11 protein-coding genes and 3 tRNA genes are annotated in these 16,341 nt (G+C 60.5%); 3 read left to right on the forward strand and 11 right to left on the reverse strand.

Features of this window, described 5'->3' with window-relative positions; genetic code table 11:
* The first annotated feature begins 70 nt into the window (after positions 1–70).
* Positions 71–1,636: an NAD(P)H-hydrate dehydratase gene (locus Q8L50_RS05045; protein ID WP_305347571.1), complete on the forward strand. Its 1,566-nt coding sequence runs from the start codon at positions 71–73 to the stop codon at positions 1,634–1,636.
* On the opposite strand, the gene Q8L50_RS05050 is transcribed toward Q8L50_RS05045, so the two are convergent.
* Both Q8L50_RS05050 and rnr read right to left on the reverse strand, forming a co-directional pair.
* Positions 1,607–2,155: a YggT family protein gene (locus Q8L50_RS05050; protein ID WP_305347572.1), complete on the reverse strand. Its 549-nt coding sequence runs from the start codon at positions 2,153–2,155 to the stop codon at positions 1,607–1,609. The two genes, Q8L50_RS05045 and Q8L50_RS05050, sit on opposite strands and share 30 nt — an antisense overlap.
* Positions 2,156–2,166: 11 nt before the next feature.
* Complete coding sequence (gene rnr / locus Q8L50_RS05055) at positions 2,167–4,464, reverse strand: ribonuclease R (protein ID WP_370869752.1); 2,298 nt, start codon at positions 4,462–4,464, stop codon at positions 2,167–2,169.
* A 278-nt stretch (positions 4,465–4,742) separates the two neighbouring features.
* Here rnr and Q8L50_RS05060 point away from each other — a divergent pair.
* Positions 4,743–4,827, forward strand: a tRNA-Leu gene (locus Q8L50_RS05060).
* 102 nt (positions 4,828–4,929) lie between these two features.
* Here the strand turns inward: Q8L50_RS05060 and rimO are convergent.
* The 5 genes from rimO to Q8L50_RS05085 form a co-directional block, all read right to left on the reverse strand.
* Positions 4,930–6,339: a 30S ribosomal protein S12 methylthiotransferase RimO gene (gene rimO, locus Q8L50_RS05065; protein ID WP_305347573.1), complete on the reverse strand. Its 1,410-nt coding sequence runs from the start codon at positions 6,337–6,339 to the stop codon at positions 4,930–4,932.
* 63 nt (positions 6,340–6,402) lie between these two features.
* The gene (phaR, locus tag Q8L50_RS05070) at positions 6,403–6,939 is read right to left on the reverse strand and encodes a polyhydroxyalkanoate synthesis repressor PhaR (RefSeq protein WP_305347600.1); all 537 of its coding nucleotides are present in this window, start codon (positions 6,937–6,939) and stop codon (positions 6,403–6,405) included.
* 212 nt (positions 6,940–7,151) lie between these two features.
* Positions 7,152–7,228 (reverse strand) — tRNA-Val (locus Q8L50_RS05075).
* A gap of 71 nt (positions 7,229–7,299) precedes the next feature.
* Entirely contained in the window at positions 7,300–9,555 is a 2,256-nt protein-coding gene (locus Q8L50_RS05080; protein WP_305347574.1) for a bifunctional (p)ppGpp synthetase/guanosine-3',5'-bis(diphosphate) 3'-pyrophosphohydrolase, read from the reverse strand.
* A 26-nt stretch (positions 9,556–9,581) separates the two neighbouring features.
* Positions 9,582–10,481, reverse strand: coding sequence for an alpha/beta fold hydrolase (locus tag Q8L50_RS05085; RefSeq protein ID WP_305347575.1), 900 nt, complete (start codon positions 10,479–10,481; stop codon positions 9,582–9,584).
* 97 nt (positions 10,482–10,578) lie between these two features.
* On the opposite strand from Q8L50_RS05085, the gene Q8L50_RS05090 reads away from it, so the two are divergent.
* Positions 10,579–11,361 carry a 3-hydroxybutyrate dehydrogenase gene (locus tag Q8L50_RS05090; RefSeq protein WP_305347576.1) on the forward strand — a complete coding sequence of 261 codons (783 nt, stop codon included), beginning with the start codon at positions 10,579–10,581 and terminating at the stop codon, positions 11,359–11,361.
* A 71-nt stretch (positions 11,362–11,432) separates the two neighbouring features.
* Here Q8L50_RS05090 and Q8L50_RS05095 read toward each other — a convergent pair.
* The 4 genes from Q8L50_RS05095 to clpA form a co-directional block, all read right to left on the reverse strand.
* A tRNA-Val gene (locus Q8L50_RS05095) sits at positions 11,433–11,507 on the reverse strand.
* A gap of 33 nt (positions 11,508–11,540) precedes the next feature.
* Positions 11,541–12,248 (reverse strand): DNA polymerase III subunit epsilon, encoded by a 708-nt coding sequence (gene dnaQ / locus Q8L50_RS05100; protein ID WP_305347577.1) that lies wholly within the window; start codon positions 12,246–12,248, stop codon positions 11,541–11,543.
* Positions 12,249–12,306: 58 nt separating this feature from the next.
* The gene (sbcB, locus tag Q8L50_RS05105; RefSeq protein WP_305347578.1) at positions 12,307–13,776 is read right to left on the reverse strand and encodes an exodeoxyribonuclease I; all 1,470 of its coding nucleotides are present in this window, start codon (positions 13,774–13,776) and stop codon (positions 12,307–12,309) included.
* 163 nt (positions 13,777–13,939) lie between these two features.
* Entirely contained in the window at positions 13,940–16,276 is a 2,337-nt protein-coding gene (gene clpA, locus Q8L50_RS05110; RefSeq protein WP_305347579.1) for an ATP-dependent Clp protease ATP-binding subunit ClpA, read from the reverse strand.
* Positions 16,277–16,341 lie beyond the last annotated feature (65 nt).

Below are 16,341 nucleotides of genomic sequence, written 5' to 3' on the forward strand. Positions count from 1 at the left end.
CGTTCATAAATGGACCCCACTTCGAGCTGACCAGGACAAGCTACCCCTAGCTAGGCCGCACAATCGGAGCATGCAAGCCATCTCCCGCGCAATCAGCCTGCCGCTTTACGACATTGCCGCTACGCGGCATTTTGAGCAGACAGCGGGAGCCACGCTGCCCGCCCACACCCTGATGCAGCGCGCCGGCCTAGCGGCTGCCCGTCTGAGCCTGGCGCTGGCGCCGCATGCGCAGCACATCTGGATAGCCTGCGGGCAGGGCAACAATGGCGGCGACGGCCTGGAAGCCGCGATCCATCTGCACCAATGGGGGAAAAACGTGACCGTGACCTGGCTGGGCGCGCATGCCAACGCCCGGGTTCCGGCCGACGCCCTGTCTTCGCGCGCCAGGGCGCAGGCAGCCGGGGTCACGTTTGCAGACGTGCCGCCCGCCGACTTCGACTTCGCCCTGGACGCTTTGCTGGGCATAGGCGCTGCGCCACGAACAGCCGAGGCAGGGACCCGCTCTGATGCGCTCGCACACTGGCTGGCGCTGCTGCGCGGCAGCTCTCAGCCTGTGCTCGCACTGGACATTCCGAGCTTGCTCGATGCGGATACAGGCACTGACCTTGTTGTTGAATCTGCTATTGAATCAGTAGCTGCTCACGCCCAACAACAAACGGTTGGAGCCCGCTTTACCTTGACATTTTTGACCCTGAAGCCCGGCTTGTTCACTGGCGCGGGGCGCGACCTGACCGGTCAGATCTGGTGGGATGATCTGGGCATGGCCCTTGGCGACACGCCTGCGCCAGCACCCGCACCCCGCGCCTGGCTGCTGGGCCGGGACCGTGTGAATCCGCGCAGCCGGGACCATGCCCTTCATGCCAGCCACAAAGGCAGTTTTGGCGACGTCGCCATCCTGGGCGGAGAATCTGGTTCTTCGACCCATATGGCCGGGGCTGCACTGCTGGCCGGACGGGCCGCGCTGCATGCCGGGGCGGGCCGGGTGTTTGTGGCCCTGCTGGGGCAAGCGGGTTTAACGGTCGATCCGCAGCAGCCGGAGCTGATGTTCCGAAGCCCTGCCGCCCTGGACTTCAAGAACCAGGTGGTGGTGTCTGGCTGTGGCGGCGGAGATGCAATAGCCGCGGTGCTGCCCCGGGTCTTGTCCAGCGCGGCTGCAGCCGTGCTGGACGCCGACGCGCTGAACGCGATCAGCCGGGATTGCCAGTTGCAGGCCCAGTTGCGCGCCCGCCGGGGTCGCGCCTACCGCACGGTGTTGACGCCGCACCCGCTGGAAGCAGCGCGCCTGCTGGGCAGCAGTGCTGGCGCTGTGCAGGCCGACCGTTTTCATGCCGCGCGCCAGCTGGCCGAACAATTCCAGTGCGTCGTAGTGCTCAAGGGCTCGGGCACCGTGATAGCCGCCCCGGGCCAGATCGCGCTGGTCAACGCGACAGGCAACGCGCGGCTGGCCACGGCAGGTACTGGGGATGTGCTGGCGGGCATGCTGGGGGCTTTGCTGGCCGGCGGCCAGACTGCATTGGAGGCGGCCTGCAACGCCGTTTTCCAGCACGGCCAGCTGGCCGACGATTGGCCGCTGTTCCACCCGGGACAGGTCCTGACAGCAGGTCGGTTAGCCCAAAACCATCAAGCCAATTTGTAGCAACAGGATCAGCACCAGCGCAGACAGGTCTATGCCGCCAATTGCCGGGATGAAGCGCCGCAGCGGCGCCAACAAGGGCTCGGCCAGCCGGCCCAGCAGGCCGTAGATGGCAGAGCCCGGTTGCAGCCAGGACAAAAGCGCGTACACCAGTACCACTGCAAAAGCGAGTTGCAAGGCCACCCGTATCAGCATCTTCAGGCCTGCCAGCAAAAGCACAGGCAGCATCTCGGCCACCAGATTCAGCAAGGCGCCCGCGAGGGCGGCCCACAATACCGCGTACAGCAGCGCAAGCAGCAAGGCGGCCAGCAGGCTGGCCCAATCCACGCGCGATTGCGCCACCGATTTGGGTAAAACCCGGCGCAAAGGCTTGACGAGCCAGTCGCTCACCGCCATGACAAAGAGGCCCGGCTGGGCACGCATGTTGATGCGCAGGAAGTTCATCCAGGCCCGCAGCAGCGCTGACCCAATCAGCACAAAAAACAGGGTGTCGAGCAGAAAAGACAGGATACGGATCAGCATGATGGCTCGGGCTAGCGCCTTGGTTTCTTGCTTTGCTTGCGCCCGGCGCTGGCCGCCGACTTCTTGACCGCCGCCTTCAGCGCCTGGATCGGGGATTTCTGCGCCCTGCCTGCGGCCGGGGCACCACCGCGCCCACCGGTACTACGCTCCCCGGCGCGCTTGTCGCCGCGGGCGCCGCCACGCTCGCGCTGCTCGCCAGGCGTCCGCTGCGACGACCTTTCCTGATCGGGAAGGTCGGAACCCCGGCCGCCGGCCTTGTCCTTCATTGCGCGTGTCAGCAGCTCTTCGCCCTCGCGCACCAGGCGGAAATCGATTTTTCGGCCGTCCAGATCGACCCGGCTGACCTGAACCCGCACCCGCGTACCGATGGCGTAACGAATGCCGGTGCGCTCGCCACGCAGCTCCTGGCGTGCCTCGTCAAAGCGGAAGTATTCGCCACCGAGTTCGGTAATGTGTACCAGTCCCTCGACATACATTGCGTCAAGCGTGACAAAAATACCGAAATTGGTGGCTGCAGTGACCACACCGCCAAACTCTTCGCCCAGATGCTCACGCATGTATTTGCACTTGAGCCAGGCTTCCACATCGCGGCTGGCCTCATCGGCGCGTCGCTCATTGGCGCTGCAATGCAGGCCAGCAGCCATCCAGGCCAATTGGTCCACACTGGCTTTTTTGGGCTTCTGGTCAGGATCCTTGACCCGCGAGGCGAGTCGCTTGGACAGTTTGGCCTCTGCCTCACCCGGTGTCGGCAGAATCGGCAATTCGTACTTGCTTTTGTTCAGCACCGCCTTGATCACGCGGTGCACCAGCAGATCGGGGTAGCGCCGGATCGGGCTGGTGAAGTGGGTGTAGGCCTCGTAGGCCAGGCCAAAGTGGCCGCTGTTCATGGGCGTGTAAATCGCCTGCTGCATGGAGCGCAGCAGCATGGAATGAATCTGCTGCGCATCCTGCCGGTCCTTGGTGGCCACCGCAATCTGTTGAAACTCGCCCGGCGTCGGGTCATCGCTGATGCTCATGCCCAGGCCGATCGCCTTGAGGTAATTGCGCAGCATGTCCTTCTTCTCGGGGGTTGGCCCCTCATGCACACGGAACAGGCCCACATGTTTGCTTTGTGCAATGTAGTCCGCCGAGCAGACGTTGGCGGCCAGCATGGCCTCTTCAATCAAGCGATGCGCCACGTTGCGTGTGCGCGGAACAATCTTCTCGATGCGTCCGGCCTCGTCGCAGACGATCTGCGTCTCGGTGGTTTCAAAATCCACCGCGCCGCGCACCCCGCGCTCCTTGAGCAGTGCCTGGTACACGTCATGCAGGTCCAGCAGGTGCGGCACCAGCGCCTTGCGCTGCGCCGCTTCAGGGCCACGGGTATTGGCCAGCACGGCTGCCACCTCGGTGTAGGTAAAACGCGCGTGGCTGAACATCACCGCCGGGTAAAACTGGTAGGCGTGTACATCGCCTTTGGCGGTGACCAGCATGTCGCAGACCATACACAAACGTTCCACATTCGGATTGAGCGAACACAGTCCGTTGGACAACTTTTCCGGCAACATGGGAATCACGCGGCGCGGAAAATAAACACTGGTGGCCCGGTCATAGGCGTCGACGTCGATGGCGCTGCCGGTTTCGACATAGTGGCTGACATCGGCAATCGCGACCAGCAGGCGCCAGCCTTTGCCACGCCCGACCTTGGCCGGCTCGCAATAAACCGCATCATCAAAGTCGCGCGCATCCTCGCCGTCGATGGTGACCAACGGCACGTCGGTCAGATCAATGCGGTGTTTTTTGTCTTGCGGTCGCACTGAATCGGGCAAGGTACGTGCAAGTGCCAGTGCGGCATCACTGAACTCGTGCGGTACACCGTATTTACGCACGGCAATTTCAATCTCCATGCCAGGGTCGTCAATCTCCCCCAGCACCTCCTTGACCCGTCCAACAGGTTGCCCGAACAGCGCGGGCGGCTCGGTCAGCTCAACCACGACGATCTGCCCTGGTTTGGCAGAACCGGTGGCGCCCTTGGGCACCAGCACGTCCTGGCCATAACGCTTGTCTTCAGGCGCCACCAGCCAGACACCGCTCTCCTGCAACAGCCGGCCGATGATGGGGTTGGTGGAACGTTCAATGATTTCCGTCACGCGCCCCTCGGGGCGATTTTTGCGGTCGTGCCGCACAATCCGCGCCTTGACGCGGTCCTTGTGCAGCACGGCGCGCATTTCATTGGGCGGCAGATAGATGTCGGCTTCCCCGTCATCACGCTGGACGAAGCCATGGCCATCACGGTGACCCGAGACAGTGCCTTCGAATTCGGCAAGCAGGCCGGCGCCCGGGCTGCTGTGTGTACTTGTTTTGATAAGAAATCTCTCTTTTTTTGAGATGGTTAACGAGGGTTCAGGAATTCAGGAAACGGTGCAAAAACTGCGCCTGAATTCGTGGGGTCTTTGGGTGCTTGAAGCGTCCAGAACGGCGCTGCATGGCAGCGCGCGGTTGATGCTTTCTGCAGGGCGGTATCCAGCGTTTCACGGCTTGCATCACGCGGTAATTTTTTGGAATTCGGCTCAGAAAATCGATTTTGTAATGGTACACTGCTGGCTGTGCCCGGGTGGCGGAATTGGTAGACGCGCACGGTTCAGGTCCGTGTATCGCAAGATGTGGAGATTCGAGTTCTCTCCCGGGCACCAGATACATCCAGTCCAGTAAAACTGGCAATCGAAAGGCCGCTGTACATCCAGTGGCCTTTTTGTTTTCGGCGCAGCTTGCGCAGCCGGTTCTGATGCAAATTTTCAGACCGGCACGGCCACCAGATCATGGCCCTGCGTACCCACAATACGCGCCCGTGTGAACTCACCGACTTTCAGGGTCTTGCTGATTTTTTCAGGCGGCAGCAGTTTCACGACGCCATCAATTTCCGGGGCATCGGCATAACTGCGGCCCACGCCACCTTTTTTGCCCATGCCAGGCGCCGAATCGACCAGCACCTGCATTGTCTTGCCAACACGCTGCTGCAACTTCGCGGCAGACACAGCTTCGGCAACTTCCATGAAACGTGCCCGACGTTCTTCACGCAGTTCCAGCGGCAACATGCCGGCAAGGCCATTGGCCGTCGCACCGTCCACCGGGCTGTAGGCAAAACAACCCGCCCGGTCTATCTTCGCTTCACGCATGAAATCGAGCAGATGCTCAAACTCGGCTTCCGTTTCACCTGGAAAGCCGGCAATGAAGGTACTGCGGATGACAATTTCAGGGCACATCTCACGCCAGCGTGCAATACGCTCCAGGTTTTTTTCTCCGCTGGCGGGTCGCTTCATGCGCTTGAGAACATCCGGGTGACTGTGCTGCAAGGGCACATCCAGATAAGGAAGAACCTTGCCGGTAGCCATCAGCCCGATCACATCGTCGACGCTCGGGTAGGGGTAGACGTAATGCAGTCGTACCCAGGCGCCATAAGGTTCGGCGATGTCGCCCAGCGCCTGCACCAGTTCCAGCATGCGCGTCTTGACCGGTTTGCCGTCCCAGAAACCGGTGCGGTATTTGACATCGACACCATTCGCGGAGGTGTCCTGGCTGATCACCAGCAGCTCCCTGACGCCGCCTTCAAACAGCGCGCCTGCTTCATTGAGCACATCGCCAATCGGCCGCGACACCAGGTCGCCGCGCATGGAGGGGATGATGCAGAACGTGCAACGGTGGTTGCAGCCTTCGCTGATCTTCAGGTACGCATAATGGCGCGGCGTAAGCTTGATGCCGGCGATACCAAAGGAATTGGGCACCAGATCGACAAAGGGGTCGTGCGGTTTAGGCAGGTTCAGGTGCACCGCGTCCATCACTTCCTGCGTGGCATGCGGCCCGGTCACCGCAAGCACGCTGGGGTGCATCTGCCGCACCAGGTTGCCTCCGCCCTCACCGGCCTTTGCACCCAGGCAGCCGGTGACAATGACCCGGCCATTTTCAGCCAGCGCTTCGCCAATCGTGTCCAGGCTCTCCCTGACGGCGTCGTCAATGAAGCCGCAGGTGTTGACGATCACCAGATCGGCGCCCTCAAAGGTTTTGGAGGTCTGGTAACCCTCGGCATTGAGTTGCGTGAGGATCAGCTCGGAATCGGTCAGGGCTTTCGGGCAGCCGAGGCTGACAAAACCGACGCGGGGTGCGGAATTTTTGGTGGATGACACCGGGGTGGCTAGGGCTTGGCTCATGCCCCTATTGTCTCAGAGCGGCGTGCCGCGCGGAGCCGACACCCCATGAAGCCCGATGGGACGTCAGCGTTTGAGGCCCAGAGCTGCCAGCATCTGTTCGCTTTGCTTTTGCATCTGCTCCTGCATCTGCGTGAACACGGTTTTTGACTGCTCGACATAGCTACCCATCATGCCCTGCATGGTCGGCGACTGCGCATTGATGAACTGGGCCCAGGCTTCCGGCGTCAATGCCTTGGACTGCTCGGACATCTTGAGTTGAAGATCCATGAAGGACTGGACATTTTTTTCCAGGTACATACCCATGAAACTTTGCATCGCATTGCCGTAAAAACGGATGATGTTTCCGAGAACGGCTTCGGTAAACATGGGTGCGCCGCCGGTTTCTTCTTCCAGAATGATCTGCAGCATGATGCTGCGCGTCAGGTCTTCATTGGTCTTGGCATCGCGAACGACAAAATCGGTGCTGTCCATGACCAGTTGTTTGACTTCGGTGAGCGTGATGTAGGACGATGTATCGGTGTCGTAGAGGCGGCGATTCGGATATTTTTTGATGACCCGCGGTGACGCAGCCTTGCCATTGCCGGCACGAGTGCCGGCCACCTTGTCGGCACTGGCCGCCGGGTCAGGGGTATGGCCCGTGGACTGGCTGCTGGACTTGCTTTTTGACACTGCGCGAACTCCTGTGAATGACTGACCATGACTGTGCACCGGTCATGATCACATTCTAGAAAGTATGCATGCCCGCAATCCCCTTGGTTTACCCTGTGCGAACCCTGTGGACGACAGGTGAAGGGAAAACAATTTCCGGAAATTGGTAGGCGCGATTGGACTCGAACCAACGACCCCCACCATGTCAAGGTGGTGCTCTAACCAGCTGAGCTACGCGCCTAAGGACTGTTCGACCTCTCAATTGTAGCAGAGCAAAACATGAACCCGACCTTCATTCACACCGATCAGTCCTCAACGCCTGCGTGCCGAGCGCACGCCGCCGACACCGGCGACTAAAGCCAGCACCTGGGCCAGGCGGCCTGAATCAGCAACCTCCACGGTAAATGTCATCCAGGCCGTACCGCCCCGGTTGTCCTTGACCGAGGTGGTCTGGACACCGATGACATTCATCTTTTCTCTGGCAAACACCTCGGAAATATCGCGCAGCAATCCCTGCCGGTCTGCCGCTTCCACCGACACATCCACAGGAAAAACCAGTCCATCGCTGCTTTTGGGCCGGCTCCACTCCACCTCGATCACACGATCAGGGCTACCGCCCGCCATGTTGCGAAAATTGCTGCAATCGCTGCGGTGGATACTCACACCTTTGCCCTTTGTGACGAACCCCAGAATGGCATCTGGTGGTGCCGGCTTGCAGCATCGGGCCAGTTGTGTCAACAAGGAATCAATCCCGACCACCAGCACACCACCTTTGCGCGCGCGTTCGGACGCCTTGTCCGGCTGGCGCGGTTTTTTAGCCAGGACATAGTCGTCCTGCGTGGGTGCTGCGGGGGGCGGGTTGAGCAGGTTCTCTATGGTGCGCAGCGACAGCTCGTCTTTGCCAACCACTTCAAAAAGATCGTCGGCACTTTTGAAACCCAGCTGCGCCGCCACATCTTCGAGTTTCATCGCGGTTTTGCCTTCGCGCTGAAGAAGTTTTTCCACCGCCTCCCGGCCGCGCGCCACGGTTTGCGCCATGGCCTGCGCGTTGAACCAGGCGCGTACTTTTGAACGCGCGCGGTGGCTTGCCAGAAAACCCAGATCGGGATTGAGCCAGTCTCGCGAGGGACCACCCTCTTTGGTGGTCACAACTTCCACCGTCTGTCCGTTTTGCAGCGCCGTGTTCAGCGGCACCATGGCGCCGTCAATACGCGCACCCCGGCAGCGATGGCCCAAGCTGGTGTGGACGCTGTAGGCAAAATCCAGCGCGGTGGCGCCCTGCGGAAGTTCAACCACCGCAGCATCGGGCGTGAGCACGTAAATACGGTCTTCAAACAAGCCCTCGTCGCCTTCACGCGCTTTCGCAGATACCGGGCCCGACAATTCTCGCTCCCAGGCAAGCAACTGCCGCAACACGGCAATTTTGGCGTCGTATTCGCTGCTGGCCGAAACGCCGGCATAACCTTTTGCACCCGCTTCCTTGTAAGCCCAGTGCGCCGCCACCCCGTGCTCTGCATGGTCATGCATGGCCTGGGTGCGAATCTGGATTTCTACGGCGCGCTGGCCGGTATCACGCACCACGGTGTGCAGCGACTGGTAACCATTGGATTTGGGTTTGGCGATGTAGTCATCAAATTCACCATCCACCGGCTCGAAGTTCGAATGCACAAAGCCGAGCGCCGCATAACAACCTTTCACGTCTGCGGCAATCACGCGCAAGGCGCGGATATCGAAGACCTGCTCGAAGTCGAGTGACTTGCCGCGCATCTTTTTCACAATGCTGTAAATATGTTTGGGCCTGCCCTGCACCAGCGCTGCGATGCCGTTTTTGTTGAGCTCGCCTTCAAGCTGCGCGCGCAGGCCCTCCATGAAGCCCTCGCGCTCTACCCGCTTCTGGTCCAGCAAGCGTGCTATTCGCTTGTAGGTTTCCGGCTCCAGAAAGCGAAACGACAGGTCCTCCATTTCCCACTTGATCTGCCAGATACCCAGCCGATTGGCCAGGGGCGCAAACACCTGCAGGGATTCCTGCGCCACGGCCAGCGGCGCCGGCTCCCGGATCGCCGCAAAGTAACGAAGGGTTTGCAGGCGGGACGCCAGCCTGAGCATCACCACACGCAGATCGCGTGAAAACGCCAACAGCATCTTGCGCACGTTTTCGGTCTGTGCGGCAGCGTCTTCGAGCTTCACGCGCGCATCGACGGCACGCGCCTGCTTCTGCACATGGACCAGCTTGGTGGTCTCGATCGCCAGTGCCGCAAAGTTGGGGCCAAAGGCCTTGGCAATCACCTCTTGCGGCTTGTTCAGGTGCGCGCAGGCATACACCAGATAGGTAGCTGCCTGCATTGCCTCTGAGCCGCCAATCGCCTTGAGGATGGCGGCCACCGCATCCGCATGGGCGAGGATATTCTCGCCAGTGTCCAGCATTTCACTGGCGATGAGGGGTTCTGCAAAAGCCCGGGCGCGGGCCAGGGCCTGCGGCTGGTCCGGCAGGCTGTCGGCCGTCGCCCTGACGATGGTCGCGCTGGAACCGGCCAGGGGGGCACCGGGACCGGCGCCGGCATTTTTCATGACGGGTGGCATTTCAACACGGGAGGTCAGACAAGCAGGAAATCACCCACGGTGCTGACCTGGTCCATGGCAACCAGCGTGGGCGCGTGCCCCACACCTTCAAACTCAATCACGCGCGCCTTGGGCCCACGCTGCGCCATGGCCTGCGCCGTAGCATGGCTGAGCAAATCAGAATTGGCACCACGCAGAATCAGCGTCTGCGCCTGGATGTTGTCATACAGCTGCCACAGCAGGACTTCCCCCTCGCGTGCCGAGGCCTCGGTGACTGCACGAACCGGCACCGCGATGGCCGGGTCGTAATGCAACATCACCGCACCATTGAGCGCGCCGGGCACAGGCTTGAGCATCGGACGCGACAATGCGAGCCATTGTTCAGGGGTGTGGGGGCCAAAACTGGTTGATATGGCCCACATCGCATCGGCGGCATGTTGCACTGATGCAAATTGCCCCGCCTTGCCGAGATATGCCGCAATCCGCATGATCGCCTGCCATTCGACGACCGGCCCCACATCGTTGAGAACCAGTTTATGGACTGGCTGCGGTAGAGGCAACCCGGGCTGGCCAGCTATCGCCATGCCGATCAGGCCGCCCATGCTGGTGCCCACCCAATCCAGGGTGGCGATGGGGGACTGCTGCTGCAGGTGCGCCAGCAGGACCAGCATGTCAGCAGCGTATTGCGGAATCTGATAACCCATGGGGTCCTGGAGCCAGTCGCTCCGGCCACGGCCCACCACATCGGGGCAGACGACGCGCACATCGTCACAGAGATATCGGGCCAGCACGTCAAAATCCCGGCCCTGGCGCGACAGGCCATGAACACACATCACCACATGCGGATTGGCGGGGTCACCCCACTGCCAATAGGCCATGCGGTGCCCACCCGAAACATCGGGGCAGGATACGTAGTTCAGCGTAGGTTCAGTCATGGACAAACGAAAGCAGGTTGAAGGCTGATAATTGCGAACAGGACACGGCGTTTTTGAAAGCGCTTCATGGCATCGTAAATCATCCGGAGGAAAATTCATGCTCAAAGGCAAAACTGCTCTCGTCACGGGCTCCACCAGCGGTATCGGTCTGGGCATTGCAACTTCGCTCGCAGCGCAGGGTGCCAACATCGTGCTCAACGGTTTTGGGGACGTGGAAAGCCCGAAAGCGGCCATCGCGGCCATGGGCGTGAAGGTGGCCTATCACGGCGCAGACATGAGTAAGCCGGCCGAGATTGAAGACATGATGAAGTTTGCCGCTGCACAGTTTGGCCAGGTGGACATCCTGGTCAACAACGCGGGGATCCAGCATGTGGCGAAGATAGAGAATTTTCCAGTAGAGCGCTGGGATGCGGTGATTGCCATCAACCTCAGCAGCGCCTTCCACGCCACGCGCCTGGCACTGCCTGCCATGCAGGCAGCCAATGGGGGCAAAGGCTGGGGCCGCATCATCAACGTTGCCTCGGTTCACGGCCTGGTCGGATCGGCTGAAAAATCTGCCTATGTGGCCGCCAAACACGGCATTGTGGGGCTGACCAAAGTCACGGCACTCGAGAACGCCACCACCGGCGTGACCTGCAACGCCATTTGCCCCGGCTGGGTACTGACGCCGCTGGTGCAAAAGCAGGTGGATGCCAAGGCAGCGGCTGGCGGCATCTCCAACGAGCAGGCCACACAGTTGCTGCTAGGGGAGAAAGAGCCATCGATGCAATTCACAACCCCGGAAGAACTGGGCGCGCTGGCGGTATTTTTCTGCTCCTCAGCTGGCAACAACGTTCGCGGTGTCGCGTGGAACATGGATGGCGGCTGGGCCGCGCAGTAATCCAACAGCGCCGCTGCAAGAAGACCATGCAAAGAAAAAGCCCCAAGTCAAAGCAACTTGGGGCTTGAATCTGGTGGGCGGTGCAAGTTTCGAACTTGCGACCCCTGCAGTGTGAATGCAGTGCTCTACCCCTGAGCTAACCGCCCTATGTGGTCAGCCTCAGATTATAAGGGGTTTTGTCAGGCATCGGCCAGCGCGCGCCAGACAGTTTTGCCTTTGCTGCTTTTGTCGATGTCGGCCAGCAGCACTTCGTGGGCCGCAAGCTCTTGCTCATTGGCGCACAGCAGCGGCAGATCGAACTGGCGCAAGTCGATAAGAACAGTGCTACCGCCCTCCTGCGAGCTGCTTCCCTCCTCCATCACCAGCGAATTCTGGCCCCGCGTGAGGTTGATGTACACGTCGGCCAGCAGCTCTGCATCAAGCAGCGCGCCGTGCAGGGTACGGCCCGAGTTGTCCACATCAAGACGGTCACACAGCGCGTCCAGTGAATTGCGTTTTCCCGGGAACAGCTCCTTGGCCATCATCAGACTGTCAGTCACCTTGGCTATGGAGCGGGTGATCGGCTCGCGCCCTATCAGCTCAAGCTCCTTGTTCAGGAAGCTGATGTCAAAAGGTGCGTTGTGGATGATCACCTCGGCGCCCTGCAGGTAGGCCAGCAGTTCATCGGCAATGGCCGCAAACTTCGGCTTGTCGCGCAGGAACTCGTTGCTGATGCCGTGCACCTTGAGCGCGTCCTCATGGCTGTCGCGCTCGGGGTTCAGGTAGAAGTGTTTGTTGCTGCCGGTGAGCTTGCGGCCCAGCAGTTCAACGCAGCCGATTTCGATGATGCGGTCGCCGTTTTCAGCGGACAGACCGGTGGTTTCAGTATCCAGAAAAATTTGGCGCATGGCTGCATTGTAGGGATAGGAATCGCACCGTTTTTGCCGGTCCAAATCCGAAAGACTGCTAAATCTCTGGCGCAAGCACCTCGGCGTACTCGTAAAGCGTCTGAAGCACTTTTTGCCCGCGCGGGTCCGCAGTTTCGGACAACACATCCAACTCAGCCAGAAAGGCATCGACATTGCGTGCTCCGTTTTCACCTTCCAGCAGGCGCGCCGCGCGATGGGCTTCCCAGCGCTCCATGTGTTCAGGCGACAGGGTATCCGGGAAATTGCGGGCGCGGTAACGGAACATCAGCTCTTCCAGCCGTTCATCATCAAAGCCTGTGCGGCTATGCGCCAGCTCTGCGGGTGGCAGCGCGCGCAGCTGATTCAGTCGACGCCGATCAGCGTTGTTGATGAAGCCGCCGTACAGGTCTTCGTCCACATCGGACGTGCGCTCTTTGGGACGCGCAAACACCTCGGGCCAGATCGCGCTCATGTCGGGCAGACCGGCAGCTTTTTCGGCGTTACGCAGCGCGGCTTGAATATCTATGCCCCACTTGGCCGCCATCACATCGCTCAGGGTGCCCAGCTTGCGTACCACCATCGGTGACTTGTTCAGGTGCACCGACTTGAGTGGCAGGCGCGTCACACCTTCGGGCAGCTCAGCGGTTTTGCTGAACAGGCGCTGGCGCAAAGTGACTACGTCGAGGAGCGGCAACTCCGCGGGGTCGTGCGCCAGGTCCCAGGCCAGCAACTCGTTTTTGTTCGAGGGGTGCATGGCCAGCGGCCACATCACGGCCATGCAACCGCGCTCGGGCGGGAACATGCCCGACACATGCAAAAACGGCTGCGCCGTCTGCGGGCTGGTGGGCAGCCCCAGCTCGGCGGCCACGCGGTCTTTCTTGTGCAAACCCAGACAGAAGTCGAACAGCTTGGGCTGGACCTGACGGATCAGTCTGGCCAGCGCAATGGTGGCACGCACGTCTGACAATGCATCGTGTGCCGCCTCGTGCAACAGGCCATTGGCGCGCGCCAGATCTTCGAGCTTGAAGCTGGGACGCAAAGCCTCGGCTTCACCTGGCCGGCGCTCGTCCGGTTTCATGGGCCATTGAATACCTTCTGGCCGCAAGGCATAGGCCATGCGCACCACATCGAGCAGGTCCCAGCGGCCACAGTCGTTTTGCCACTCGCGCGCATACGGGTCGATCAAATTGCGCCACAACAGGTGACGCGTCACCTCGTCGTCAAAACGTATGGTGTTGTAGCCGACGCCGATGGTGCCGGGCGCGGCCAGCACGGCTTCAATGCGCGCCGCGAAGCTGTGTTCGGGCAGGCCGCGCTCAAGGCACAGCTGAGGCGTGATGCCGGTGATCAGGCAGGACGCCGGGTCAGGCAGGTAGTCGCTGGCTGGCTGGCAATACAGCATCAGCGGCTCGCCGATTTCGTTGAGCTCGGCGTCGGTGCGAATACCGGCAAACTGCGCCGGTCTATCCCGGCGCGTGTTCAGGCCGAAGGTTTCGTAATCGTGCCAAAGAAAGGTGTGTGTCGCCATGGGTGGGTGCTGGTCTGTCCATGTTATGTATGAAATCGGCCTCCAGCCCTTATCTGACATGCGTAAGCAGCTATTATTAGGATAGCAAATCGAACGCAAAAAAAGGCCGGCAGCGCCATGCTACCGGCCTTTTTGCTCAAAGCTCAAAAAAATTCGGCAGCACTCAGTCGGCGGTGGCCTCTTCCGGTTCGGGCTTGGCTTTGCCCTCTTTCTTCGGCAGCGGCTGGATGTCGAGCACGACCTCGCCGTTTTCCACACCTTTTTCATCGGTCGTGACTTTCATGTCCACCGTCAAGCGGCCGCCATCGATCAAGCGTCCGAACAGCAACTCGTCGGCCAGTGCGCGGCGGATGGTGTCCTGGATCAGGCGTTGCATCGGGCGTGCACCCATCAGTGGATCGAAGCCTTTTTTACCGAGGTACTTGCGCAGCGTGTCGGTGAAGGTCACGTCCACCTTCTTCTCGGCCAGCTGGGTTTCGAGCTGGAGCAGGAACTTGTCGACCACACGCAGGATGACGGTTTCGTCGAGCGCCTTGAAGCTGACAGTTGCGTCGAGGCGGTTGCGGAACTCGGGCGTGAACAGGCGCTTGATGTCGGCCATCTCGTCGCCTGCTTCGCGCGGGTTCGTGAAACCAATCGTCGCCTTGTTCATGGTCTCGGCACCGGCATTGGTCGTCATGACGATGATCACATTGCGGAAATCGGCCTTGCGCCCGTTGTTGTCTGTCAGCGTGCCGTGGTCCATGACCTGCAGCAACACGTTGAAGATGTCAGGGTGGGCTTTTTCGATCTCGTCAAGCAGCAGCACGCAATGCGGCTTTTTGGTGACAGCCTCGGTCAGCAGCCCGCCTTGGTCAAAGCCCACATATCCGGGAGGCGCACCAATCAAGCGGCTCACCGCATGGCGTTCCATGTACTCGGACATGTCAAAGCGGATCAACTCAATGCCCATGATGTAGGCCAGCTGCTTGGCCGCCTCCGTCTTGCCGACGCCCGTGGGGCCGGAGAACAGGAAAGAACCAATAGGCTTGTCGTCCTTGCCCAGGCCGGAGCGCGCCATCTTGACGGCAGACGCCAGCACGTCGAGCGCCTTGTCCTGCCCGAACACCACGCTTTTGAGGTCGCGTTCGAGTGTCTTGAGCTTGCCGCGATCGTCGTTCGACACATTGGCCGGTGGAATACGGGCAATCTTGGCCACGATCTCTTCCACCTCGGCCTTGGTGATGATTTTCTTGCGCTTGGACGCAGGCAAAATTCGCTGGGCCGCACCGGCCTCGTCAATCACGTCAATCGCCTTGTCGGGCAAATGGCGGTCATTGATGTATTTGGCGCTGAGCTCGGCCGCAGCCTGCAAGGCTGCGACGGCGTACTTGACACTGTGGTGCTCTTCAAAACGGGATTTGAGGCCCTTGAGGATGTCCACAGTCTCCTGCACCGTCGGCTCGACCACGTCGACCTTCTGGAAGCGGCGAGACAGGGCGGCGTCTTTCTCGAAGATGCCCCTGTATTCGGTGAAAGTGGTGGCACCAATACATTTGAGCTGGCCAGAGCTGAGCGCCGGCTTGAGCAGGTTGGACGCATCCAGCGTGCCGCCCGAGGCCGCACCGGCACCGATCAGGGTGTGGATTTCGTCAATGAACAAAATGCCGTTGGGCTTGTCTTTGAGCGCTTTCAGCACGCCTTTGAGGCGCTGCTCGAAGTCGCCACGGTATTTGGTGCCAGCCAGCAGCGCGCCCATGTCGAGCGAATAGACCTGCGCTTCGGCGAGTATGTCCGGCACGTCTTTTTGCGTGATGCGCCAGGCCAGGCCCTCGGCAATCGCGGTTTTGCCCACACCGGCCTCGCCAACCAGCAGGGGGTTGTTTTTGCGGCGGCGGCAGAGGATCTGGATCACCCGCTCGACCTCGTAGTGGCGGCCAATCAACGGATCGATCTTGCCCTCTTTGGCGAGCTGATTCAGGTTCTGGGTGTACTGCTCCAGCGGTGAGGCTTTTTCGTTCTTCTCGCCACCCTCTTCGTTTTCTGCGGCGCTTTCACCGGTTTTGGTCGGCTCTGGCGGATCGCTTTTCTTGATACCGTGGGCGATGAAATTGACAACGTCCAGACGTGTCACGCCCTGCTGGTGCAGGTAATACACAGCGTGCGAGTCTTTTTCGCCAAAGATAGCGACCAGCACGTTGGCGCCGGTCACTTCTTTCTTGCCGTTGCCTGTAGACTGCACATGCATGATGGCGCGCTGGATCACACGCTGGAAGCCCAGCGTAGGTTGGGTGTCTACATCGTCGCTGCCTGCCACCTGCGGCGTGTTGTCCTTGATGAAGTTGGCAAGCGACTTGCGCAGGTCATCAATATTGGCGGAGCACGCGCGCAGCACTTCGGCCGCGCTCGGGTTGTCCAGCAAAGCGAGCAGCAGGTGTTCTACGGTGATGAATTCGTGGCGCTGCTGCCGGGCCTCAACAAAGGCCATGTGCAAGCTGACTTCTAATTCCTGGGCAATCATTGCTTTTCCTTTCGGCTTGCTGCTGGGGTCTCTGATACTTGCATTGTGTAACTCTTCAAGTCGAT

The sequence above is a fragment of the Polaromonas sp. genome (assembly GCF_030680935.1).
Classification (GTDB): Bacteria; Pseudomonadota; Gammaproteobacteria; order Burkholderiales; family Burkholderiaceae_C; genus Polaromonas.